This is a genomic window from Streptomyces sp. ISL-94 (assembly GCF_018614075.1).
Classification (GTDB): Bacteria; Actinomycetota; Actinomycetes; order Streptomycetales; family Streptomycetaceae; genus Streptomyces.
In genome coordinates this window covers 14,934-37,929 of record NZ_JAGGOZ010000091.1, presented here as the reverse complement: position 1 = coordinate 37,929, position 22,996 = coordinate 14,934, and the positions used below count along the sequence as shown (strand labels likewise).

At 67.1% G+C, this 22,996-nt stretch carries 18 protein-coding genes and 3 pseudogenes; 10 read left to right on the top strand and 11 right to left on the bottom strand.

Annotation, left to right across the window (positions count from 1 at the left end; all coding sequences use genetic code 11):
* Positions 1-63: 63 nt before the first annotated feature.
* A pseudogene (locus tag J7E94_RS26430) lies at positions 64-1,251 on the top strand (tyrosine-type recombinase/integrase); the annotation flags it as partial.
* 181 nt (positions 1,252-1,432) lie between these two features.
* Here J7E94_RS26430 and J7E94_RS26425 read toward each other — a convergent pair.
* From J7E94_RS26425 to J7E94_RS34930, 3 genes and pseudogenes are all read right to left on the bottom strand, one after another.
* Positions 1,433-1,810 carry a PD-(D/E)XK nuclease family protein gene (locus J7E94_RS26425; RefSeq protein ID WP_215019311.1) on the bottom strand — a complete coding sequence of 126 codons (378 nt, stop codon included), beginning with the start codon at positions 1,808-1,810 and terminating at the stop codon, positions 1,433-1,435.
* Positions 1,811-2,403: 593 nt separating this feature from the next.
* Positions 2,404-2,772 (bottom strand): hypothetical protein, encoded by a 369-nt coding sequence (locus J7E94_RS26420; RefSeq protein ID WP_215019310.1) that lies wholly within the window; start codon positions 2,770-2,772, stop codon positions 2,404-2,406.
* A gap of 1,341 nt (positions 2,773-4,113) precedes the next feature.
* Positions 4,114-4,313, bottom strand: a pseudogene (locus tag J7E94_RS34930) (hypothetical protein).
* Between the two features lie 156 nt (positions 4,314-4,469).
* Between J7E94_RS34930 and J7E94_RS26415 the strand changes: the two are divergent.
* A complete protein-coding gene (locus J7E94_RS26415) occupies positions 4,470-5,192 on the top strand; it encodes a GntR family transcriptional regulator (RefSeq protein WP_215019309.1) in 723 nt (240 codons plus the stop codon).
* A gap of 71 nt (positions 5,193-5,263) precedes the next feature.
* On the opposite strand, the gene J7E94_RS26410 is transcribed toward J7E94_RS26415, so the two are convergent.
* The gene (locus J7E94_RS26410) at positions 5,264-6,142 is read right to left on the bottom strand and encodes a GntR family transcriptional regulator (RefSeq protein WP_251057250.1); all 879 of its coding nucleotides are present in this window, start codon (positions 6,140-6,142) and stop codon (positions 5,264-5,266) included.
* A 229-nt stretch (positions 6,143-6,371) separates the two neighbouring features.
* On the opposite strand from J7E94_RS26410, the gene J7E94_RS26405 reads away from it, so the two are divergent.
* From J7E94_RS26405 to J7E94_RS26370, 8 genes and pseudogenes are all read left to right on the top strand, one after another.
* Positions 6,372-6,698: a hypothetical protein gene (locus tag J7E94_RS26405; RefSeq protein WP_251057253.1), complete on the top strand. Its 327-nt coding sequence runs from the start codon at positions 6,372-6,374 to the stop codon at positions 6,696-6,698.
* Positions 6,698-8,026 (top strand): FtsK/SpoIIIE domain-containing protein, encoded by a 1,329-nt coding sequence (locus J7E94_RS26400; RefSeq protein WP_215019306.1) that lies wholly within the window; start codon positions 6,698-6,700, stop codon positions 8,024-8,026. The genes J7E94_RS26405 and J7E94_RS26400 overlap by 1 nt, the downstream gene beginning before the upstream one ends.
* Before the next feature lie 169 nt (positions 8,027-8,195).
* A complete protein-coding gene (locus J7E94_RS26395; protein ID WP_215019305.1) occupies positions 8,196-9,539 on the top strand; it encodes a replication initiator in 1,344 nt (447 codons plus the stop codon).
* Positions 9,540-9,567: 28 nt separating this feature from the next.
* Positions 9,568-9,717 carry a helix-turn-helix domain-containing protein gene (locus J7E94_RS26390; RefSeq protein WP_251057252.1) on the top strand — a complete coding sequence of 50 codons (150 nt, stop codon included), beginning with the start codon at positions 9,568-9,570 and terminating at the stop codon, positions 9,715-9,717.
* Complete coding sequence (locus J7E94_RS26385) at positions 9,714-10,982, top strand: site-specific integrase (RefSeq protein ID WP_215019303.1); 1,269 nt, start codon at positions 9,714-9,716, stop codon at positions 10,980-10,982. The genes J7E94_RS26390 and J7E94_RS26385 overlap by 4 nt, the downstream gene beginning before the upstream one ends.
* 501 nt (positions 10,983-11,483) lie before the next feature.
* Positions 11,484-11,924, top strand: coding sequence for an RICIN domain-containing protein (locus J7E94_RS26380; protein WP_215019302.1), 441 nt, complete (start codon positions 11,484-11,486; stop codon positions 11,922-11,924).
* Positions 11,925-12,267: 343 nt separating this feature from the next.
* Positions 12,268-13,512 (top strand): annotated as a pseudogene (locus J7E94_RS26375) (ABC transporter ATP-binding protein); the annotation flags it as partial.
* A 362-nt stretch (positions 13,513-13,874) separates the two neighbouring features.
* Positions 13,875-14,057, top strand: a complete 183-nt coding sequence (locus J7E94_RS26370) for a hypothetical protein (RefSeq protein WP_215019300.1) — start codon at positions 13,875-13,877, stop codon at positions 14,055-14,057.
* A 99-nt stretch (positions 14,058-14,156) separates the two neighbouring features.
* Here the strand turns inward: J7E94_RS26370 and J7E94_RS26365 are convergent, their stop codons facing one another.
* The 7 genes from J7E94_RS26365 to J7E94_RS26335 form a co-directional block, all read right to left on the bottom strand.
* Complete coding sequence (locus J7E94_RS26365) at positions 14,157-15,014, bottom strand: alpha/beta fold hydrolase (protein WP_215019299.1); 858 nt, start codon at positions 15,012-15,014, stop codon at positions 14,157-14,159.
* Positions 15,015-15,101: 87 nt separating this feature from the next.
* A complete protein-coding gene (locus J7E94_RS26360) occupies positions 15,102-17,963 on the bottom strand; it encodes a non-ribosomal peptide synthetase (RefSeq protein ID WP_215019298.1) in 2,862 nt (953 codons plus the stop codon).
* A 44-nt stretch (positions 17,964-18,007) separates the two neighbouring features.
* Positions 18,008-18,832: an SDR family oxidoreductase gene (locus J7E94_RS26355; RefSeq protein ID WP_215019297.1), complete on the bottom strand. Its 825-nt coding sequence runs from the start codon at positions 18,830-18,832 to the stop codon at positions 18,008-18,010.
* 12 nt (positions 18,833-18,844) lie between these two features.
* Positions 18,845-19,552, bottom strand: coding sequence for a thioesterase II family protein (locus J7E94_RS26350; RefSeq protein ID WP_215019296.1), 708 nt, complete (start codon positions 19,550-19,552; stop codon positions 18,845-18,847).
* Between the two features lie 83 nt (positions 19,553-19,635).
* Positions 19,636-20,406 carry a thioesterase II family protein gene (locus tag J7E94_RS26345; protein WP_215019295.1) on the bottom strand — a complete coding sequence of 257 codons (771 nt, stop codon included), beginning with the start codon at positions 20,404-20,406 and terminating at the stop codon, positions 19,636-19,638.
* Positions 20,403-21,767 (bottom strand): condensation domain-containing protein, encoded by a 1,365-nt coding sequence (locus J7E94_RS26340; protein WP_215019294.1) that lies wholly within the window; start codon positions 21,765-21,767, stop codon positions 20,403-20,405. The genes J7E94_RS26345 and J7E94_RS26340 overlap by 4 nt, the downstream gene beginning before the upstream one ends.
* A gap of 30 nt (positions 21,768-21,797) precedes the next feature.
* Positions 21,798-22,985, bottom strand: a complete 1,188-nt coding sequence (locus J7E94_RS26335; protein ID WP_251057249.1) for an MFS transporter — start codon at positions 22,983-22,985, stop codon at positions 21,798-21,800.
* Positions 22,986-22,996 lie beyond the last annotated feature (11 nt).

The window sequence follows — 22,996 nt, the reverse complement described above, 5'->3', positions numbered from 1 at the left end:
AGCGCGGTGTCCTTGGTCCACAGGTGTTACGCGAACAGGCGATGACGGAATCCGAGACTCGGTACACGCAAGCGCGTCCGCGTCTACGGCACCAGCCGCAAGGAAGCCCTGGCCAAGCTCACCGAGAAGATCGCCACCAGCAACCGCGGCGTCCCCGTGCCGTCCGCACAGGGCAGTGTCAGCGCGTACCTCACGTACTGGCTGGAGAACGTCGCCGTCCACCACCTCCGCGAGAACACCCACACCCGCTACACCGCCTGCGTGCACCAGCACCTCATCCCCGGCCTGGGCAAGAAGAAGCTCGCCAAGCTCACCGCCAAGGACGTCCGCACCTGGCTCAACCAGCTCCGCACCGCCTGCCAGTGCTGCGCCCGAAGCATCGACGCCCGCCGCGATCAGCCCCGTTGCTGCGACGCCGGAACGTGCTGCTCCAAGCCGCTCTCCCCACTGACGCTGGCGTACATCCACTCCGTACTCAAGTCGGCCCTGGAGCACGCCGTTCGCGAGGAGGAGATCATGCGAAACGTGGCCCGCAACGTCCGCACTGGCACACCACGCCCGCGCCGCTTCGAACCACTCACGGCCGACGAAGCCCGCCAGTTCCTCACCGCCGCCCGCAGCAACCGCCTGCGCGCGCTGTACGAACTCGCCCTCCGCACTGGCCTCCGCAAGGGCGAACTTCTCGGCCTTCAGTGGGACGACGTCGACCTCAGTGCCGGCACTGCCAACATCCGCCGCACCCTCCAGCGCACCCAGACCGGCGGACTGACCACCCTGCCCACCAAAACCCGCGCATCCGAACGGCGCATCGCCCTCCCCAGCGAGGGCATCCACTCGTTGAAAGAACACCGTGAAGCGCAGGAAGCAGAACGTCAGGCAGCAGCGGAAGGCTGGAAGGACAGCGGACTCGTCTTCACCACGCCGGCGGGAGGGCCGATCGACCCCGCGAACCTCAATCGCAGCTTCCGTGCACTCCTCGATCGGGCCGGGCTCCGCCGCATCCGCTTCCACGACCTACGGCACTCCACCGCCACCCTGCTCCTGGAGCAAGGCGTCGAACTCGTCTTGATCAAAGAGCTCCTCGGTCACGCTCACATCGGCGCCACCGCCACCGTCTACGCCCACGTCCGGCTCCGCCTCCAGCGCGACGCCGTCGACCTCCTCGGCCACACGCTCCACAACCCCACCGAGGCCACCACCGGTTCAGATGCCAGCGCTGGCCCACCGCCTTGCGCAACGGCCGTCTGCTGATGTTGCCGTCAACTACTGCCGTCAGACACCCCAGCGGCCCCACCGGAAACACATCCGGTGGGGCCGCTGGACGCTGTAACGGTCGACAGCGCCTTATTTCGCGTGGAACGGAAATCCAGGGCGCATACTCAACTTCACTTACCCACCTCCTCGGCTATGCCGGACACACTGATGTGAGTCTCTACTCCTTCGTTACATCAGCATCAAACACATCTTGCGAGGGAACTATCAGGCCGATGCATGCGATCACCCGCGTAAGATCAGCACTGAGGAACACCATAAAGCGATACCCTCCCCTCTTTCGGTCATCGATAAACCCGACCAGAAGTTCCTGATTACCGATTTCCGCGAGGCTGGCCACCGCCTCCTCGAAACCCAATGATGGGCGCTCGAGTTTCTGCAGTCTCCGCAACCGCCGGGCGTAGGTGTGATGTAGTCTCGCCGCAGGCATTCTTGCTGGCCAGATTTCGAACGGCGCCCCAGCGGCAAGAGCACTCTTAGCCTGCGAGTTGACAGCGGATTCGACAGCGAACGCTTGCATCAGCTCATCTCGCTCCACGTGCACCCCTATTGTGATCGCGGATTGAACCATGGGCCATTTCCTATCCTGATCTCCGCCGCTTCAATGATCCCTTCGAGTAGATGCTCCTCCTCGAAGAACCCGGAGTCGATGTCCTTGTCATGAACCCGAATATCCCTACTCGGATCCACATCGGAGCGTCGGATTCGCATCACCACTGAGCCCGGTCCCCAATCGTCAACCTCCTCCTGGGCTCTCCCCTCGGCATGGCTCCAGGAAGTGTATGGACTGTCAGTATTGTTGCCACCTACGTGACTCGCCGGAGTGGACGGACCGCCGATCGGAACAGCTCGACCTTCTAGTCCCGTACTTCGCAGGTCACCCGATCGTGAAGATCAACCGGTCACAGTCGGTCGAGGATCGGTCCGGTCCGCAATGGCCATCGCACCGCCGGTCCGGTCCGATCGGGTCCGAACGTCGAAGGGCCGTCCCGGCGAACCTTTTCAGCTCATATAGATACAGCCTGACACTGCCCGACCCCGCAGAAACCGGGCTACCGGCCTCTCTGGGTCGACCGCACAGACTCATGCCCTCTGGGAATCCCACCTGGGGACTTGTTTCAAGGCGTTCACCTAAGAATCCGGAAGATCCCCAGTTGACCCAGTTGATTTCACCCCGAAACAAGCAACGACCGAACCAAATTCTGGATCCAGGAAGAGCTGGAAGTAATATCCACCTCGGCGCCGATCATCGATGAACCCTATTGCAAGCTCGGCACCACCATAGGCGCGAAGTGCATCGAGCGCTTCAGCGAAGCCAAGTGAAGGTTGTCCAGAGCGCCGGGTTCCACGCTCTCGCCTCTCGTAGATAGAAACGAGACGCCGGGTTTCGACCGCTTCAGGCCAGACCTTGTAATCGACGCCTGTACCGAGGGCAGCTCGCGAAAGAAGCCGCACTTCATCAGCCCCGGCGAGGAGTTGTGCAAGGCGACTTCTTTCCACGAACCTCTCCAATGAATCTGCGAACTGCCTGATCTCAGATGGGAACCCTGTAGCGGGCTATCCGCCACCGCCCGGCCTGAACCACGGCCCTCTATTGATACTGATCTCTGCGCCTTCAATCACTCCACGCAGCGCATGCTCCGACTCTTCATAAACTTCATGCTCAGTTCCACGAATACGAACGTCTCTCCCGGCCGGGACGCTGGCGTGAGGAATCCGCATTACGATGCCTCCCGGACCGAGCTCCTCGGCCGCGTCGAGAGCAACGTCCTCGTAGTCGTGAGTCCACGAGGTGAATTCGCTGTTGGTGTTGCCACCCGCATGCCGACCCGGATCGGAATGCCCACCAAGCGGGACGGCTCGCCCTTCCAGAGCATCGTCATACTTGTAATGCTCGTTCGGGACTCCGCGGTAAAGATAACCATCCCCGTCGCCGCAATTGTGAACGAGTACGGGCGTGGCTCCTGCCAGCACATAGTACGTGTGCGGGCTGAGGTGTCGTCATCTGCGTTTTTGCAGGTCAACGCAATTCGGCCAGTCCGTGGATGTGCGTGGAAGTGCCCTCTTGTGCCTCCCTGTTGCCGTCGGCGTTGCCGTCAGACGGCTATGCGCGTGAGGGCGGTGGAGTGGGCTTTGGCCGGTGTCCTGCCCGGGTTGGGGTCGGGCATGGTCAGGGGGCCGTACGCTGGCCGGCAACTCGGGCAGGCTTTGATCCTGCCCGGAATTTGAACGAGTGGCCCCCTGGCCTTGCCCGACGCGGGCCCCGACCCGGGGAGGTGGGTAAAGCCCACGGAGCCGACCGACCCCACCCGCAAGCTGCGCCCCGGCCGACTCCCCGCCGCTCCGCCGTCGGCTTGGCGCTCCTCGTGCGGGTGCGTCCTACTCCCTTGCGCTTCCTGCCGTCCGCTGTGCTGTCTTGCGCGGCCTGGTCGCTGGCCGGCCCGCGGTGGCGGAGCCGAGAGCGGGCCGGGTGGGCGGCCGTGCCGCGCGCGACCCGCGTCAGCGGGTCGCCTTGAAGACGTATAGAAAGTTTGGACGCATCCCTCTTCGGCGGTACGCCGTGGCTGCTGGCGAAGCTGTGGGGCTGGGGCCTGGTGCGTCGGCTCGCAGGAGTGGGTTCAGGTGCGTGTGACCTTCGCGTGGTCGGTGACGATGCGTCGGAAGAGGTCGTGGCCGGTTCTTCCGGTGTGCCGAAGTGCCCAGTCCCGCGCTGCTTCCTGCTCGTCGTGCGGCCGGATTCCGCGTTGCAGCCCGCGGTCACGCAGAATGCTTCGTAGGTGACGCCGCCTTCGGGGACGTGTCGGATCGTGTGGGGCACGTGCCGGTATACGGCGCGGGTGCTCACTGGTGGCCTTCGGGGTGGCGTCGCATGTAGACGTTGCAGTCGGTCACCGTCGTCATGTCGCCGACTACGCGTGCGCGGTCGCGGACGTTGGCCAGTTCGGTGCAGCCTGCGCAGCCCTCGACGGGTGTCGGTTCCAGTGTTCGAGGCGTAGCGGTAGTTCAACAGGTGCGGTGGAGTACCTGGTCGGTTCACTCATGGTGTGTTGCCACCCTTCGAACGTCACATGGCTGACCTGTTGACAGGTCGGTGCTCTAGTTCAGTATTCGAGTGGCCGAAGCACTCCCACTACGGTTCGTAGTGCACTAGTGTGCTCTCACTGACAGTGCGTCAACTGACTGGAGGGGCACACCTCATGCCCAGTACCAAGACGTTCACGAAGATCGCGGATCACTTCCGGGAGCGGATCCTGGCCGGGGAGCTTGAGCCAGGTGCCAAGCTGCCGACGAATCGCGAGATCGCCGGGCAGTGGCAGGCAGCCGCCGCCACGGTGTCGAGGGCTCTGCAAGCTCTCCAGGTGGAGAACTTCATTCGCACCACTCCCAGGGGGACGTTCGTCGCTGATGACCCGAGGTGGACCCTGTCGGCGCGTGATCGGCTGGCCAGGGTTCAGCGGGTGAAGTCGTTCCTCGCGGAGGGCGAGACGAGCCGGGTGACGGCCGCCGAGCTGATCGCCCCGCCGCTGTATGTGGCCGAGATCTTCGACCTGGAGGCCGGAGACCAGGTGGTGCGGCGCGAGTGGCTGGCCGGCCGGGGCATGACGAGGACCGTGTTCGCGGTCACTTGGTACCCGGCGCCGTTCGCCGCCTTGGTCCCCGACCTGCTGAACACCGCCCCGGGGCGCAATCACGGGCTGTCCGCCCGGGTACTGGAAGCCACTGGGCGCACGATCACCCATGCCCGCGACGACATGCACGCCCGCCCCGCCGACGCCCGCGAGGCCAGCGCCCTGGGGCTGCCCGTGGGTTCCCCGATCCTGGCCGGTGCCCACCGCTGGTCGGACGCGGAGGGGATCATCGAGTACGGGGAATGGTGCCTGCCGCCCCGCTTCACCATCGGCTACGAGTACCAGCCCTGACCGATCAACGCGAAGTGTCCCCGGAAGCCTGTCCGTGGCCTCCGGGGACGCTTCGTGTTTGGGCGACCGTCTCAGTCGGCGTCGCGGCCTTCGAGTCGCTCGACGCGTTCTTCCAGTTCTTCGATCCGTTCCAGGGCGCGTTCCAGTTTGTAGGTCAGGTCCGCAAGCCCAGCGGACGCCGGGAACTCCCGGGCGGCCGGAGCAGCCAGTGCTTCATCCTGCTCGTTGATCGGCTGCACCGCGACCGGCACCTCGGTGCCGAACTCTCCGCCCACAACGGCATAGGCCGGCACCCCATCCGGCCGGTGGACCTTTTTGACCCGGCCTTCCAGGGCGAGGAAGGTCAGGGCCTGGTCCGCGGCTTCGGCGTTGCCGCCGATCGTGTCGGCCACTTCGTTCACGGTCAGGGTGGTGCCTCTGGGCAGTGATCCGTCCCTGATCTTCCTGACCAGCCGGCCGTGGATGAGCTGCGTGGCGAAGCCGTGGTCGTCCCAGTCCCCTACGTAGACCTCGTCGCCGGGCAGCTCGCCGGGGTAGCGCAGGAGGAAGTTGCCGGCCAGTAGGGCCATGGCGTTGGTGACCACGTTCAGCGGCACCGAGTAGTGATCAGCCAGAACCTCGCGGGTTGGAAGTCTGTCTCCCGGTGCCAATGTGCCGGAGTAGATCTGCTGCTGGAGATCACTGGCGACGTTCTCGAAGGCTTCCTCGAAGCCGGCCGAGCGTGTGACGAACGTGCCGCGCCCCTGGCGGGCGATGACCCAGCCTTCGTTGCGCAGGAGACGGATGGCCTTCTGCACGGTCAGGCTCGACGCCTTGTACTCCTGCATGAGCTGGCTCTGCGTCGGCAGCAGCTGGCCCGGCCGCAGCTTCTCCTCCCGGATCTGCTGCCGCAGGTCGTCCGCGATGCGTTCGAACGTCAGGCGCGCGTCGTCAGCAGGAGGCATGTCCATCCCTGGTCCGGGTCCGAGTTTCACAGGTTGCAGGCCGGCCGCCGCTCCCATGTTTGACCAGCTCAGCCGCCCGCGATGCCAGGGTAGCGGCCCCATGGATGGACCACCCCAAGAACGGATGGAGTGCGATAGGGATGGACTTCGGATGGAATGAATGCATGGTTGCGGCACCTGATCACCCACACGGGTGGTGCGCACCCCTCTCACCTGGAGGTTTGCCGTGAAGACCATGCCTATCGACCAGTCCCAGGCGCTGGAGATCCTGGCATCCGAGCCCAGGCCGCGGTTCAAGGACCGTGACGGACGGGAGGCCGCGATCGACCGGGCCACCGGTTCCCAGCTGCACCAGGTGGACGTGATGTTCGCGTTCAACGGCCGCGCCGAAGTGATCACCGTGAACGTGCCCGAGCCCGGCCTCGGCAAGGGTCTCAAGATCGGCCTGCCCGTCGTCTTCACCGGTCTGGTCGCCTCGTTCTGGGAGAACGCGATCAACGGCAAGGACCGCCACGGCATCTCGGTTCGTGCGGACGCCATCACCGTCAGGACGGCCTCCTGATGCCGACGAGTGCACTCGGTCTCGTGCTGTTCGTTGTCGTCTGCCTCGGCGTGGCGGGGCTGCTCGGGTGGGGAGGCTTCTGCTTCGTCCGCTGGTACCGGGCCGACGGAGAGACCCGTATCAGCCTGCGGCAGGCGCGGCGGATCCGGTGGGGCTGGAAGCGGCTCGCCCCGATGCTGGGCCTGGCCGTCAAAGACGCCACACCCACCGTGCTCCAGCAGTACGGCCCCCAGGAGCAGCCGTCGAAGCCGAGGGTGCTGGCACCGCGCCTGCACACCAGCGCCGACCCGTTCGGCGTCACCGTCACCGCAGATGCCCTCCCGCAAGTGGGCTTGAGCGCCTGGCAGGACGCAGCCGAAGGTTTGCGTGACGCGTGGGGAATGCGGCGCATCCGGATCTCCCAGCCCAAGCCCGGGGTGATCACGGCACGCGGATTCCGGCGCGAGCCTCTGGAGGCCGTGATCCGCTCACCGCTGCTCCACGCCGACGGGTCTCCGGCCTGCCGTCCGGGCCAGTTCGTCTCCACCGATGACGCGCTGCTCGGGTGGGGCGAGGACGGCACCCCTGTGGTGCTCAACCTCGCCTACTCCGCACACGCCTTGATCGCCGGCGTCACCCGGGCCGGCAAGTCGATCACCGTGAACACCCTGCTCACCTACGCATCTCTGATGCGGGACGTGCGCCTGATCGTCATCGACCCCAACCTCGGAGCGGTCGCCCCCTGGTGGCGTACCGCGTACAAGGTCTCCGACTCAATCCACCCGGACGAGCCGACGGAGATCCTGCGCTGGGTGCGGGAGGAGATGCAACGGCGGGAGCGGCTGTTCTGGTCGGGGCGGACCGACCGCATCACCGCGTTCAGCCCCGAACTGCCGCTGATCGTCTTGGTGATCGACGAGGTGGCGAACTACACCCGGCACCCGGACCGCAAGGCCCGCGAGCGTTTTGAGGCCGAGCTGCTGGCCATCGCCAGTCAGGGCGCCAAGTTCGGGATCCGGCTGTGGCTGCTCACTCAGAAACCCTCCTCCGACGTGCTCACCACCGCCGTACGCACCAACCTGTCCGCCCGGATCTGCCACCGCGTCGACACCACCGAGGACTTCCTGCATCTGTTCCCCGACGGCCGGGAACTCGACATCACCGCCGCCGACCGCGAGATGCCGCCCGGAGTGTCGATCGCCTCAGTTGGCGACATGCGCACTCCCGTCCGGCTCCGCTCCGTCTACCTGCCCACCGAAGCTTGCTGGCAGATCAACGACCTGATGTGCACAGAGGGGCTACAGATCCGCGAACTCCCCGACCACATCAACCTGGACAAGTCCGCGTGAACCCCGCCGGCCGTCCGCCCGGACGGCGAAGACCCCGGCTGTCCCTGTCTCGCATCGCAGTGATCCCCGGCAGAGGCGTGTAGTCGCCAAACCCTCGCCCCTGCCGGGGCCTTCATCCCCTTCACCCACGGCACATGCGTGTGCCGGAACGCAGAGAGGTCCTGCCAGCATGCCATCGCCCGACCACACCACAACAATCCCCCGGCCCCAGCCGAGCACCCCCGGCCTCCCGACGTTCACCACCTACCGGGACCTGCCAGGCCTCGTCCAGCAACTCACCTCCCTCGGCGGCTGCGCCCAGCCCATCCGCCTCGAAGGCCACCGAACCGAGATCAGCACCACCACCGGCGAGATCCTGCGGGAACTCAAGTCCACGAAGATGCCCGCCGGGCACCTCCTGGTCCGCTGCGGCAACCGCCGCACCACCCGCTGCCCCTCCTGCGCCGAGCTCTACCGCCAGGACACCTACCAGGTCATCGCCGCCGGACTCCGCGGCGGCAAGAGCATCCCGGAACAGGTCGCTGCCCACCCGCGCGTCTTCGCCACCCTCACCGCCCCGAGCTTCGGCCCCGTCCACGGTCGGCGCTCCAGCGCCTCCGCTCGCTGCCGCTGCGGACGCACCCACACCAAGGACGACCCGGCTCTCGGTACCCCACTCAACGCGGACCGCTACGACTACACGGGCGCGGTCCTCTGGAACGCCCACGCGCCCGCACTGTGGGCCCGCTTCATGCTCCACCTGCGACGCGAGATCGCGGCCGTGGCCGGGATTCCCCAGCGTTTGCTGGCGAAGTACGCGCGGATCTCGTACGCCAAGGTCGCCGAATACCAGCAGCGCGGGCTCATCCACTTCCACGCCGTAATCCGCCTCGACGGCCCCAAAGGCGCCTACACCCCGCCACCCGCCTGGGCCACCCCCGACCTCCTGGCGGACGCCATCCGCACCGCCGTCACCCGTGCCCAGGTTGAAGGGCCGGAGATCGACGGCCGTTCCCTCACCTTCGCCTTCGGAGAGCAGCTCGACGTCAAGGCCATCTGGTCCGCCGACTTCCAGGACGGCACCACGATCACCGAGGGCAAGGTCGCCGGGTACATCGCGAAGTACGCCACCAAGGGCACCGAGAGCGCAACAAGCACCCTCGACCGCCGCCTGAAACTGATCGCCGAACTCGGCCAGGAGAACATCCCCGACCACGCCGCCCGCATGATCCGCACCGCCTGGACCCTCGGCGCTCGACGCGACCTGAAAGACCTGAGACTGCGGGCCTGGGCACACATGCTGGGCTTCCGCGGACACTTCTCCACCAAAACCCGCACCTACTCCACCACCCTCGGTGCGCTCCGCTACGCCCGCGCCGCCTGGCACCGCCGCCACGCTCCCGCACTCGAAGCCAGCACGCTCGTCATCGCCCACTGGGCCTTCGACGGCATCGGCCTCACCCCCGACCTCGAACGCCTCGCCACCCTCATCAGCGGCCAGCCCCACTCCGAGGCGGTGACAGCCAGTGCATGACGACGAACTCCTCACCGTCCCCGAAGCCATGGCCCGCCTCAAGATCGGCCGCTCCGCCCTCTACAACCTCCTGCGCGCCCGCCGCCTAGCCTCGCTGACCATCGGCCGCGCCCGACGCATCCCCGCCCACGCCCTGAACGACTACATCCAGCACCACCTGGAAGAGGCCACCCGATGACCGCCCCCAAGCGCAACAAGGCCCGCGCCAACGGCGAAGGCACCATCTACCAGCGCAAGGACGGCCGCTGGGAAGCCGCAGGCTACGTCCTCGCCGCCAACGGCACCCGCAAACGCGTACGCGTCTACGGCACCACCCGCAAGGACGCCGTCGACAAACTCACCGAGAAGATCGTCGACAGCAACCGCGGCCTGCCCGTCGCGACCGCCGACAGCACCCTGGGCGACTACTTGACGTACTGGCTGAACAGCGTCGCCATCCACCACCTGCGGGAGAACACCCAAACCCGCTACGCCACCTGCATCCGCCTCCACCTCATCCCCGGCCTCGGCACGAAGAAGCTCTCCCGGCTCACCGCACGTGATGTGCGGACCTTCCTCGACCGCCTTCGCACCACCTGCCAGTGCTGCACCCACGGGCTAGATGAGGCCCGGCGGCGCTGCTGCGCCATAGACCAGTGCTGCGGCAAGCTGCTGTCACCGCTGACCCTGACCTACGTCCACTCCGTCCTCAAGTCAGCCCTGGAACACGCCGTCCGTGAGGATGAACTGCCCCGCAACGTTGCCCGGAACGTGAAGACCGCTGCGCCCCGGCCCCGCCGCTTCCAGCCCCTCACAGCGGCCGAAGCCCGGCAGTTCCTTGCGGCAGTGCAGGAGGACCGGCTGCACGCGCTCTACGAACTCGCCCTGCGTACCGGACTCCGCAAAGGCGAACTCCTCGGCCTGCGCTGGGAAGACTTGGACCTCGACGGCGGTACGGCGAGCATCCGGCGCTCGCTCCAGCGCACTCGGACCAAAGGTCTGACCTCCCTGCCCACCAAGACCCGCGCCTCCGAACGTCGCATCGCCCTCCCCCGCGACTGCATCCGCTCGCTCAACGAACACCGCGAACATCAGGAAGGAGAACGTGAGGCGGCAGGGGTGGGCTGGAAGGACAACGGCGTTGTCTTCAGCACATCAACGGGCGGACCACTCGACCCCGCCAACCTCACCCGCAGCTTCCGCGGCCTCCTCAACCAGGCAGGGCTGCGCCGTATCCGCTTCCACGACCTCCGCCACTCCACCGCCACGCTCCTTCTGGAACAAGGCGTCGACCTCGTCGTGATCAAGGAGCTGCTCGGCCACGCCCACATCGGCGTCACGGCCGGCGTCTACGCCCACGTCCGCCTCCGGCTCCAACGCCAAGCCATCGACACCCTCAACGACGCGCTCGGCGGGGCCGCCGACTACCCTGACGACCCACCCACCACGGCAGTCGTCCGCTGACGTTGCCGTCGGCGTTGCCGTCAAACGGCTCAGAAGCCTCCCCCCGCAAGTTCCGGGGGGAGGCTTCTGATATTTGCTGGTTCATCTAGCTTGGAAAGTCATCCATTACGGAGACGCCAGCTTCGCGCGTGCATCGGACCACCTGGTCATGCAGATCGTCGTCATCGACCAGGAACACGGATCGGCCAGCGATGTCATAGATCACGAGACCGCCGTCACCGGCTGATTCGTCGACCCTGACCAAGACGTACTGGTCCTTTGCCGATTCCCAAAGATCTCGCAGTTCTTCCAAATTCACCGCTCGAATACCCCATTTCTCAACCAACGCCCTCCGTATCTAATAGCGGCGCCCTGGCCGCCACCGGCCACCACAAAGCATCGACCAGCCCGGCCCCCGTCGGACCCTTCCACCTGGGCCGCTTCAAGGACGCCGGGGCATACGCCGCCTCGCGCTTCAGCGGCGGCATCAGCAATTTCGCCGCCTAACCCTACGCCGCGCCCATGACCGCCCCGCAGGCCACCGGGCCCATCCACCTGACCCAGTCCGCCGGCAACTGCGTGGACAACGACTCCAACCTCCTCGAGGACGGCAACAAGATCGAGATCGCGGGCTGCAACGGCACCCCGGCCCAGCAGTTCCAGGTCCACAACGACGGCACCATCCGGAATCAGGGCATGTGCCTCAACGCCACGAACGCCGGTGTCGACAACCGCACTCCCATCGAGCTGCGCACCTGTGACAGCAGCGCCGGCAGCCAGCAGTTCCTGCCCCGCGCCGACGGCGGTGTCTACAGCCCCGCCTCCGGCCGCTGCCTCGACCTCGGCGGCTTCAACACCACCCCGGGCACCCAGCTCTGGCTCTTCGGCTGCAACCCCAGCGCCGCCCAGCGGTGGACCGTCCCTGCCCTCGGCACGGCACCCCTCCCCGTCCCCGTCCCATAGCCGCACACACTCACCAGACGGAGGCCGCCTTCCCACCCAGGGAGGCGGCCTCCGCCCTTCCCGTTCGGGGATGTAGCGAAGCCGCGCAATCCCTCGAAGGGGGGCCTCGCCACCTCCGGGTGGTTCGAACGCCGGGTCACGGGGCGTTGGCCGGGCGGGGCTTGGGGTCCGGGGGCGGGTCGCAACTGCGTGCGAGGAGTCGCTCCCGGCGGCCCGTGACGCCGCCCTGAGCAGGCCCGTTCTTCCGGCGTCCAGTTCGCAGCCGCTGCGCCTCGGGAGGAAACTTGCGATCCGTGCACGTTCATGTGGTGTTCGACCCGGCACCGGGCGGAGGTGGCCGCGCATGAGGCTCCTCAAGCGGCCCGCGCCCGCCGAGCCCGCCGTCTCCGAGAGCGAGCGCCGCCTCTTCGGCGGGCCCCTGCGCTACGACGCCGGCTGGTCCAACCACGATTACGCCCGGCTGGAGAGCCGGCTCCTGGCCACCCTGCGCTCCATGCCCCGCATGGCCGGCGGGACCCTGCGCCTCGCCTGGGACACCGACCGGCGCGCCCTGCTCACCGTCGCCGCCTGCGAGGCCGGGCAGGGGGTCGCCTCCGCCGTCGGGCTGCTCGTCCTCAGCGAGGTGCTCCGTACGCTGCTCGGCGCGGGCAGCGCTGCCGACCGGCTGCACTCGGCCGTGCCCGCCCTGGCCGCCGGCGCGCTGGTCGCCGTACTGGGCGCCGTACTGGCCTCGCGGTCGACGGCGGCCGCCGGGCGGCTGGAGCCCAAGGTGGAGCGGGCCGCGTACGAGCAGTACCTGAAGGCCGCCGTGGAGGTGGAGCTCGAAGCCATCGAGGACGGGGAGTTCCGGCGGCTGCTCGACAGCGCCCAGTGGGGGCCGCCCTCGGCCCGCCGGACGGTGGGGGCCTGTGTGGCCACCCTCGGCGGGGTCATCTCGCTCCTCGCCACCGCCGGCGTGCTGACCGTGCTGCACCCGCTGCTGCTGCCCATGCTGCTGCTGATCGCCGCCCCGCGCGGCTGGGGCGCCATGCGGGTGGCCCAGCGCCGCTACCTGTCCGTGATCACCTGGGTGGAGCACGCGCGGGCCGCCCGGCTGATCGGCCAGCTGCTGATCTCCCGTACCTCGGCTCCCGAGGTACGCGTGCACGGCGTCGGCCGCTACCTGCTGGGCCACTACCGCAACATGGCCGAGCACGCCGAGGGCGAGGCCACCCGCCTCGCCAAGGACAAGGCCGGCACCGAGCTCCTCGCCGCCGCGCTCTCCGGCGCCGCCGCCCTCGTCACCTACGGGGCGATGGGCGTGCTGATCGTCTCCGGCCGGATGGACCTGGCCGTGGCCGGGACGGCCGTGATCGCCGTGCGCACCGGCTCGGCGAGCCTCGGCGCCCTGGTGAACACCACCAACACGCTGCACGAGGAGTCCTTGTACGTCCGGGACTTGGAGCGGTTCGTGGCCGCGGCGGGCCGCCGCGCCATCCCGTCCGGCGGGCTGCCGCTGGCCGAGCGGCTGGGCACGCTCCGGCTCGACGACGTGCACTTCAGCTACCCGGACCGCGACGAACCCGTCCTCGCGGGGGTCTCCCTCACCTGTAGGGGCCGCGTGGAACTGAGCACTGTCAGCTCTATGACCTGGGTGGTGCCGCTGCAGTCCGCACCCTTGAACAACACCGTCATGCATGCCTGATGAGCAATCCCTACCGGAACAGTTTTCGTACAACGCGCTGCCAGGACAGCGCCCAGGCACCCTGCACTCTTCCTCCGAAGACATGACTCCGTTGGTGATCTTGGATGGGGGCTGACGGTTGGCGCTGGTGGTGGTTGGCTGACCGCAGCGGGGTCGCGTCAGCAGCAGTGGCGGAGAGGATGCCGCCACGGCGGGAGAGTCATCAGCAGAATCCGGCGAGGACGGTGCGGACAGCCCGGACGACATGTCCGCGGGGCACGCCCGCGATGCTGATCCGGGACCGGCTGGATGCGCTTTTCGAGGACGAGGTTTTCGCGGACCTGTTCTCAGTCGACGGCCGACCGGGGCTCTCGCCGGGGCAGTTGGCGATGGTCAGCGTGGTGCAGTTCGCCGAGAACTTCTCGGACCGCGCCGCCCCGAACGCGGCGACCTGGACAGGCGCACGATGAGGGGCAACCGGCAACCTGTTCACAGGGAGCATCAGTAGGGACACATACGGCGTGCCGGTCACCCGGGTTGTCGACCAGGTACCCACAGCCTCACGTTCGCTAAGCAGCCCCGCCGCTCTTGAGGTGGTCATGGATCGCCTCAGCGAGAACGGAAGGGTCGTCAAGCCAGGGGAAGTGACCTCCCGACGGTTGAACGAACGATTTCCCGTGGGGAAATACGGCTGCGAGCCGTTCGCCGGTGCTCGGCGTGGGGAAGGGGTCCAGCTCACCGGTGATCACCAGTACGGGAACGGGCAGCTGCCGCAGAGCCGTGCGCAGGGATGCAGCGTCGAAGTCGAATCCCTCGTAGAAGCCCTCGGCCGCGGCGAGGCTGATCTGCTCCGGTTCGCTCTCCGCATGCGTCCGCGCCGCTTCGTCCCAACGGCCGTAGTAGAAGGGAGCCGCAGGCACTCGGTAGGGCAGGGATTCCGCCATGGTGCTGGAGCCGACCCAGCCGTCGATCGCCTGGCGGGCCTGCAAGTACCACTCTTCGTGTGTCCGCAGCAACAGCGCTTCGTGGAAGTCCTTGACGTCGATGCCCACGAGACGGCTGCTGGGAGCGACAAGGATTAGATGGGAGACCCGGTGAGGATGGCGCAGAGCGTAGAGCATCGCGGTGTTGGCGGCGGATGAATGCGCGAGCAGAACGGGGCGCTCGTAGTCGAGGTGCCTCATCAACGCCTCAACATCGTGGACCGAGGCGGCGGCACGATACGTCGCGGGGTCATCCGGGGTAGCGGATTGCCCGGTGCCACGGTTGTCCAGGCGGATGACGGTGCTGCCGGGGAGGCCGGCGGTGATTCCGGAGAGATAGGCGGACGCTCGTCCGGGACCTCCCGCCAGACAGACGATCGGTGGCCCCTCCCCGGATATGTGGTAGGTGAGTTCGAGGCCGTCGAAAGACGGGAACGTGGGCATGCGCGCGACTCCTTCTGGTTGTTCCTGCTTCCCGCATGGTGCTACTTCCCTAGGGAACCTCAGGCCCAGGTCTTCAGGTGTTCGCGATCAATGGGAGGTTTCCGTGAGCTGCTGCACCAGTGAAATGAACTGGCGGGCTGTCGAGTTCCTGTAGAACTCCCTGGGTGAGACCTTGGGCAGTCCTTCGGCGCGGAGCGCGGCCAGGGCTTGGACCACCATGAGTGAATTGCCGCCCAGCTTGAAGAAGTTGTCATCCAGTCCGACCTCGGTCTTCAGGAGGGCGCTCCAGACGCGAATGACGGTTGCGGCCGGGGCGGCAGGGGCGACCCGAGCCGTCTGCGGTGCCACTTCCGCGGAAACCGTCGAGAGGCGAGTGGCGGCAGCGCGAGGATCAGGCAGCCTGGTCGTGTCGAGCTTGCCGTTGATGGTCAGAGGGATCTCGGTGAGCCTCGTGAAGGTGGACGGGACCATGTAGTCAGGCAGCACGGCTCGGAGATGGGCTTGCACCGCGTCCAGGTCCAATGTGTCCTCCGCTGCGGCCACATAGCCGTCGAGCCGCCTGCTCGCTGGGTTCACCGGGTCGTCCTGACGCACGACCACGGCCGCTGCGGAAACGCCGCCGGAGTCGATCAACGCGGCCCGGATTTCGTCCAGCTCAATGCGGTAGCCGCGCACCTTGACCTGGTTGTCCAAGCGGCCCAGGTGGTCGAAGCTGCCGTCGAGCCGCATCCGCCCCTGATCTCCGCTTCGGTAGATGAGTTCGCCCGTGACAGGGTCGTGCACGAAACGCTCTGCGGTGAGGTCTGGCTTGCCCAGATAGCGGTCGGCCACTCCCGCGCCCCCTACCCAGAGTTCGCCGATCGCCCCCGGGGGGAGGAGCCTGCCGTGCGCGTCACGGACGGATACGTGCCAACCGGGCAGAGGTCTGCCGACCGAACGGGACCCGGAGGCGACGTCCTTCGGTGTCAGGGTGTGGGAAGTGACATGCACAGTGGTCTCAGTGATCCCGAACATGTTCACGAGTCGGCAGTGCGCGGGCGAACGGCGGGCGTACCAGGCTCCCAGCATCCCGGTGTCGAGCGGTTCACCACCGAAAATGATCAGCCGGAGCGCCGTATCGCGTTCGTGCAATCTGCCCGCGTGGAGGAGCTGGGAGAACGCCGAGGGCGTCTGGTTCAGCACGGTGACCCGCTCGGTGAGAACAAGCTCGCAGAATTCGTCGGTGTCCCGTGTCACCCAGTACGGCACCACCACCAGACGTCCACCGGTGAGCAGGCATCCCCACATTTCCCAGACCGAGAAGTCGAAGGCGCTTGAGTGGAAGAGGGTCCAGGTGTCGTCCGGGCTAAGGCGGAGATCTGCTGTCGTAGCCTCCACCAGGGCAACGACGTTGCGGTGCGGCACGACGACGCCCTTGGGACGTCCCGTCGAACCCGAGGTGTAGATCACGTACGCCGTGCCCGCCGCCCCGCCGGCCGAGGGCTCCAGCTCGGTCGACGGCGCGGCGGTGCCTCGTTCGGCTACGTCGGCGGGGCTCACCAGTACCGCTCCGTCCGGTGCTGGAAACGGTTCCAGCGTCGTGACAACGACGCACAGGCCCGCGTCCGCAGCCGTGTATCGCAGTCGTTCGACCGGGTGTCGGGTATCCATCGGGACGTAGGCGGCCCCGGCCTTGAGGACGGCCAGCAGAACCACGACGAGGTCTGCGTCGCGTTCGAGGCACACACCCACCAGGTCCCCGGGAGCGACTCCCAGGTCGCGGAGTCCGGCCGCGCAGATCTCGGCACGGCTGTCGAGCTCCTGGTAGGTCAGCCGGGTGGAGCCGGCCGTCAAGCACGTGGCATGAGGCGACCTCCGGGCGATCTCCGCGAAGCGCTGGTGAATCGCCCCATCCGACGGGGGAGCCGTGGTCCCCAGTCCCCCCAGGGCGAGGATGTCACGTGCGGTGTCACCGGTCAGGGGGTCAACCTCAGTGAGCAGCCGCCGCCCTGTCCCGGAGCCTAGCTGCGCGGCGACCCCAGCCAGATAGGAGCAGAACTGTTCGGCGATGGTGCGGGAGACGGCTGACTCTTCGAATCGACAGGTGGCGTCCAGCGTTCCGTCAGCCCGTTCGGTAACGCGGAGGGTGAGGGGGAACAGCGGCCCCAGTGTGGGCTCGTATTCTTCCCGACCCTCTCTGGTGTGGATGATGCCCACACTCGGCAGAGGTTCGTGATCCGGTCGTTCCTCGGGGCGGGCTGCGGCGCGGGAGAGCAGGTCGGACACGTCGTGACGGCCCTCATACGTCGTGAGGGTGATGACGCGCGGCTCCGGATGTTCGGCGGGGTCCAGGGTGCCGAGCCGGACGGTCTCCTCTCCGCTGTACCGAGCCACGGTCAGCGCCATGGCCCCGATGAGGGAGGTCCTGTCGATTGCGCTCTCCAGCGCGAGGTTCAGCGAGGCCCAGCCGGTCGGTGATGCGTCGTGGTGGTCGGGGAGTCCCCATGCGGGCCGAAGGGCGTCCCCCCGGCCGGAGTCCGGGGAAGGCTCCGAGAGCATGTCGCAGGCCAGGACCGCACCAGAGGCGGAATCTTCGGACGTCAGCAGAGATGTCAGCACAGCGGCGGCCTGGCGCAGGCTCGGAAGCGCTACGCGGGAACGGTCCGCCACCAGGATGAGATCGTGCGCGTCGTCGTAGCGCAGCAGCACCGCACGCAGCGGAGCGACTCCTGCGCGGATCGGACGCGCCGCCTCAGCAGCTCGTCTGCGCTGTGCCTCGGGTGCCGCCACCCGCGCGTGCACGCGGGTGATCCAGAGCTTCGCCCCACCGTACACAGTCTGCATATCGGCTTCGGCGAGCCGTTCGCGTGTGCGCTCGGCTTCGAAGCCGTGCGCGAGCCTGACAGCGAGGCTGTGGCATGCCGCACCCGGCTGGAGCGGCACGGTATCCGTGGTCGTGCGTATGGTCATGAACGGCCCTCCGCCGGTGCAAAGGTGAATGGGAGTGGGTATCGTCAGCGAGCCGTGAAGCCGCCGTCGACCGTGAGGACGGTGCCGGTGACCTGGCGGGATTCGTCGCTCGCGAGCCACAGGGCGGCATAGGAGACGTCGGCGGGGTCGATCAGGGCGTTCATAGGCTGGTCACGAACGAAGATCGTTTCATGTTCCGCCACGGACACATCCAGCGACCGTGCGATCTCGGAGAGCATGCGGCCCTCTCGCGCCGGGTCGTCGTGCACCGATCCCGGGCAGAGGGCGTTCACGCGAACCTGCGCGGGCGCGTAGTCCAGTGCCGTGGCCTTGGTCAGACCGATCAGTCCGTGTTTGGCCGCGACGTATCCGGCGAAGCGCCGGTACCCGACCAGGCCTGCGGTGGAGGAGACGTTGACGATGCTGCCCGAACGCTGCTCGGCCATATGGGGAAGTGCCGCCTTCATCATGCGCCAGGCGCCGGAGAGATCGACGTCGATCATGAGCGACCACTCCGGCTCGGTGATGTCCTCCATGAGCTTTCCCGAAGGCGCGGCGATGCCCGCGTTGTTGACAAGGACGTCCAGGCGCCCGAAGCGTTCCAGGGCGGCGGCGACACCGGCATGACAGTCGTCCTGGCTGCGCACGTCGGCCGTGACGGCGACGGTGCAGGCACCGGCCCGTTCACATTCCTGGGCCGTGAAGTCCAGTTGAGCCTGCGAACCGAGGGAGTACGGGACACCGTCGATGTCCCGTCCGATGTCGAGGAGCACCAGATCGGCGCCCTCTGCGGCGAATCTGAGGGCGCAGTCGCGTCCCAGGCCGCGTGCTGCGCCGGTGATCAGAGCCGTCTTGCCTTTGAGCCTCATGACGTCGTCCCCTTAGAGCCGTGTGCCGGACAAGACTCGCAGCAGCGGGTCAGGGCTTTCGGCCAGGTACATGTGGCTGCCAGGGAGTTCCTGGTAGGAGAAGGTGCCTTGTGTCCAGTCTGCCCATTCACGCGCCTGCCGAGCGGACACCAGGAGATCGTCGGCGCCGCGCAGCGCGGTGATCGGCGTGGACAGCGGTTCGCCATCGGCCGGCTGGTAGTTCTCGTGCATGGCGACGTCGGCGCGCAGGACGGGCAGGAGTATTTCGCGTAGTTCCGGCACATCGAACGCCTCGTGACGATACCCGGCGAACTCGTAGACACGGGCGAGGAATTCCTCATCGTCGAGGCCGGTGGCTCGCTCGACGCGGCCTCCCTGCGGCCCCGGAGACCCGCTCACGTATAGGTGGCTGAGGCGGCCGGGGTGTGATCGTTCGATGGCCCGGGCCATCTCGTACGCGACTAGTGCGCCCAGGCTGTGCCCGAACAGAACGAGGGGCGTGGAGGGATCGGCTTCGTCGAGTACGTCAGGGACGAGGGCTGCCCCGGCTGACTGGACGTCGTCGAAGGGCTTCTCTCCGAACAGCTCCTCCCGCCCGGGAAACTGAACGGCCAAGACGCGGCCTGGGCCGTCGAAAGGAGCTGGTGGCCAGGCGCGGTAGAAGGATGCCCCGCTGCCGGCGAAGGGGAGGCAAACGAGGGAGAAAGGCTGGTTCGTCATGTTCCTGGAGTTGTTGTGGAGCGACCCGAGCGGTCAGCTCGGCCGGTCGGGTATCAGCTGTTGGGTTGAGTGGGCACGGCTACTCACAGCGCGATCTGCTGTCGGACCCGGGCGGTTACCGACGCCATGTGATCGTTGACGTAGAAGTGGCCGCCTTCTAGAAGGTGCACCTCGCCGAGGCCCGTCGTCAGTTCTGGCCAGCGCGCGACATCCTCTGGGACGGCGGCGGCATCGGAGGTGCCGCCGAAGGCCACGATCGGAGAGTCCAGCGTGCGGTGCCGTTCCCCGTAACGGTACGACAACGTGATCTGACGGTCGGAGCGGCACGTTTCGAGGACCAGTTCCATGAGTTCGGGGTGTTCGAGGGCTGCCGGGTCCATTCCGCCGCGGTCTACCAGGGCCTCGATGAGCTCCGCGTCGGTTGGTTCGCTATCCGGTGCGAGTACGTCGCGCCGGATGTGTGAGGCGGGGGCGGCCGAGGGAAAGAAGGCCCTGACCGGACGTCCCATGCGTGCCAGGCGCCAGCACACCTCGAAGCCGAGCATGGCGCCGAGACTGTGGCCGAAGACGTGGAGCTCCTCCTCCGCTGCGAGGGCTTCGGCTACCGGGTCGGCAAGATCGGCCATCGAGAGAGCGGCGCGCTCCGCGAAGCGGGCGCCGCGACCGGGATACTGTACGGCGATGAGCCGCACGTCGTCGGGGAACCACTGTGCCCACTTGGCGTATCCCTGAGCCATCCCGCCGGCATGCGGCAGGATGGCCAGTGTCGCGCGCGGTGCTGCCGCGGACGGCCTTGGCTCCCACAACCACTTGTTCAGGTTCTGACCAAGGGCATCGGCGTTCGCCGCACTCATGAAGATCCCTCCTCTTCGCTAGATTCGGTGCGCGATTCCCTGTCAGCGGGAAACAGCAGAGAATCCGGCTGATACGCGAACCGGACGGGCATCGCTGCCAGCTCCTCGGCCAGTTTCCGCAGCGCAGACTCACTCACCCGCTCGGGGTCAAAGTAGAAACGTCCCTTGAAGCAGCTTTCGGACAACTCGACCATCAACGTGAGGTCGAACCGGGCCGGCGGGACGAAGAGCCATGGGTCAGCGCACACCACAGCCCCGTGCACCGAACCCGGATCCTGCGGCTTTTCCTCCACGGAGAACGCCACGTTGCACAGAGCCGGTGCACCAGACCCACCCCGGGCCGGAGCTACGGAGCGGACCACATACTGGAACGGGATGTCCTTGTGGACCAAGGCCTGCACCGTTACATCGCTGACCTGCTCTACGAACTGCGCGGCGGTAACGGCGGGTTCCGCGTCGATACGGACCAGCAACGTGTTATCGAAGGGACCGATGAGGGCCTCGAACTCCTCTGTAGGGCGTTCGGTGACCGGCGTGCCAATGATCAGGTCCCGAGCGCCGGTGTGGCGTGCCAGCGACGCGGCGAACGAGGCCAGCAGCACCATGAACGGGGTAGCCCCCAGGTCAGCGCAGGCCTGCGCGGTAGCGTGCGCGGCGTCGGGCGGAAAGTCGAACTCGACCACCCCCCGCGTGGGTTCGTCAGTGGAGGTTGGACGGGGGACCGGTGCGGTGATGTTCAGCGGTGCGGGCGGATCGAGAAGCTGCTGTGTCCAGTAGGCCAGCTGGGCAGCCGCGTCTGCACCATCAAGCCAGTCACGTTGCAACCGGGCGAAGTCGCCGTAAGCGGCCGCCAACTCAGGTAGAGCCGGGTCTTTCCCGGAGGCGTAGGCATCATAGAGGTGCCAGAGCTCCCTGGTCAGGATAGGGCCGGACAGTCCGTCGAAAGCGCCGTGATGGACGATGACCAGCACAATATGGACTGCCCCCGGCAGACTCACGACCTGCAGGCGGAGCAGGGGCCCCGTGCTTAGGTCGAACGGCCGTGATGCCGCCTCGTACCGAAGCCTGTCCAGGGTACGGCCAGGGCCGTCTGCTTCGGCTCGTTCCACGTCGACCCAGACGCCGTCTGGCGGTATCAGTCTCCCCACGGGCATGCCCATGGTGTCGTCGAAGCGAGTGCGCAGGGCGCCGTGGCGTCTCGTCACCGACTGTGCTGCCCTGTGCAGAGCGGCGCCGTCGAGAGCCCCGGTGAGCCGGAAGCACAAGGCGACGTTGTAGCTGCCCTCAGGCGCCAGCTGGTCCACGACCCAAAGACGTTCCTGCGTTGCAGACAAAGCAACCGGATCTGCGGTGTCAGGCATGTGTCTCTCCAAGGTGCGGTGCAGCGTGGCTCAGGCCGGGGCCGAATCCAGCCCCGTGCGGTTGTTGCGAAGCGGGCCCGAGGCCAGTCCCAGCAGCCCGACAGCGACGGTCACAGCAGCGCAGACGGTGAGGGCGGTTACCGCACTGCTGAATTCGGCGAGGTTGCCCAGCACATTGATCATGAGCAGCAGGGCGAGACTCTGGACGAGAACGAGCACCGCCTGGATGCGTGAAAGGTGACTGTTAGGTGTCACCGCGAGGACCAGGGGCATGATGTGTGCGGCGAAAAGGCCGTTGCCGATGCCGACACCGAAGCTGGCAACAAGTACAGCTCCGGCGCCGGGTGAGAGCGCAATGCCCAGGACACTGGCACCGGCCACGATGAGACCGCATGCGGCTAGGAGCCCGGGTCGGCCCAGCGCTCCGCGGCGCAGGACCAAGAGCGTGACTGCTATCATGCCGACCCCTTGCGCCCCGATCGCCAGGCCAACGGTACTCGCGTCCCAGTGCTGCTCTCGCGCTAGGAGCGGGAGCAACAGGGGAAGGACCGGCAATAGGAAGCCCGCTGCAGCACCGGTCATCAGCAGCCCCGGACGCAGAACCGGATGGGCGAAGGCGACGCTCACACCGTCCCAGGCGTCCTTGACCAGATTGCCGCTCCTCGGCGCGGGGGGTGGCTCGTGCTGAGGCCGGATCACGATCAGTACCACCAGGACGAGCGCGAAGGTGACGGCGTTCACCAGGGCCGCCCCCGCCAGCCCGGCTAGGCCTACCAGTATGCCACCCAGCGGCCCGCCTCCCATGTTGACAACCTGACCGCCTACTTGGCGCAAGGAGAGCGCACGGGGCAGCTGCTCCTTGCTAACCAGGCGGCGGGGCATGGATCCGGAGGCAGGAAGGTAGAACGCGTCGGCGACGCCGACCACAATGCCGGCCACGATGAGCACGGCGGGTGAGGCCCCGAGGTTATAGGCGACAGCAGCCAGGATGAGGGAGAAGGCCAGCATCGCGGCGTCACCTGCGATCAGGACGCGACGCGCGCTGAACCGGTCGCTGACGGCACCACCGATGAGGAGCAGCAGTACCCTTGGCAGGGTGATGGCGCTCAGGGCCAGTCCTGCGACCGCACCGCCATTCGCGCTTGCTGCCCAGCCGATCGCGAAGTAGAAGACCGCGTCCCCGGCAAGCGACGCCAGAATGCCGGTTAGCCACAGCAAGTAGGAACCCG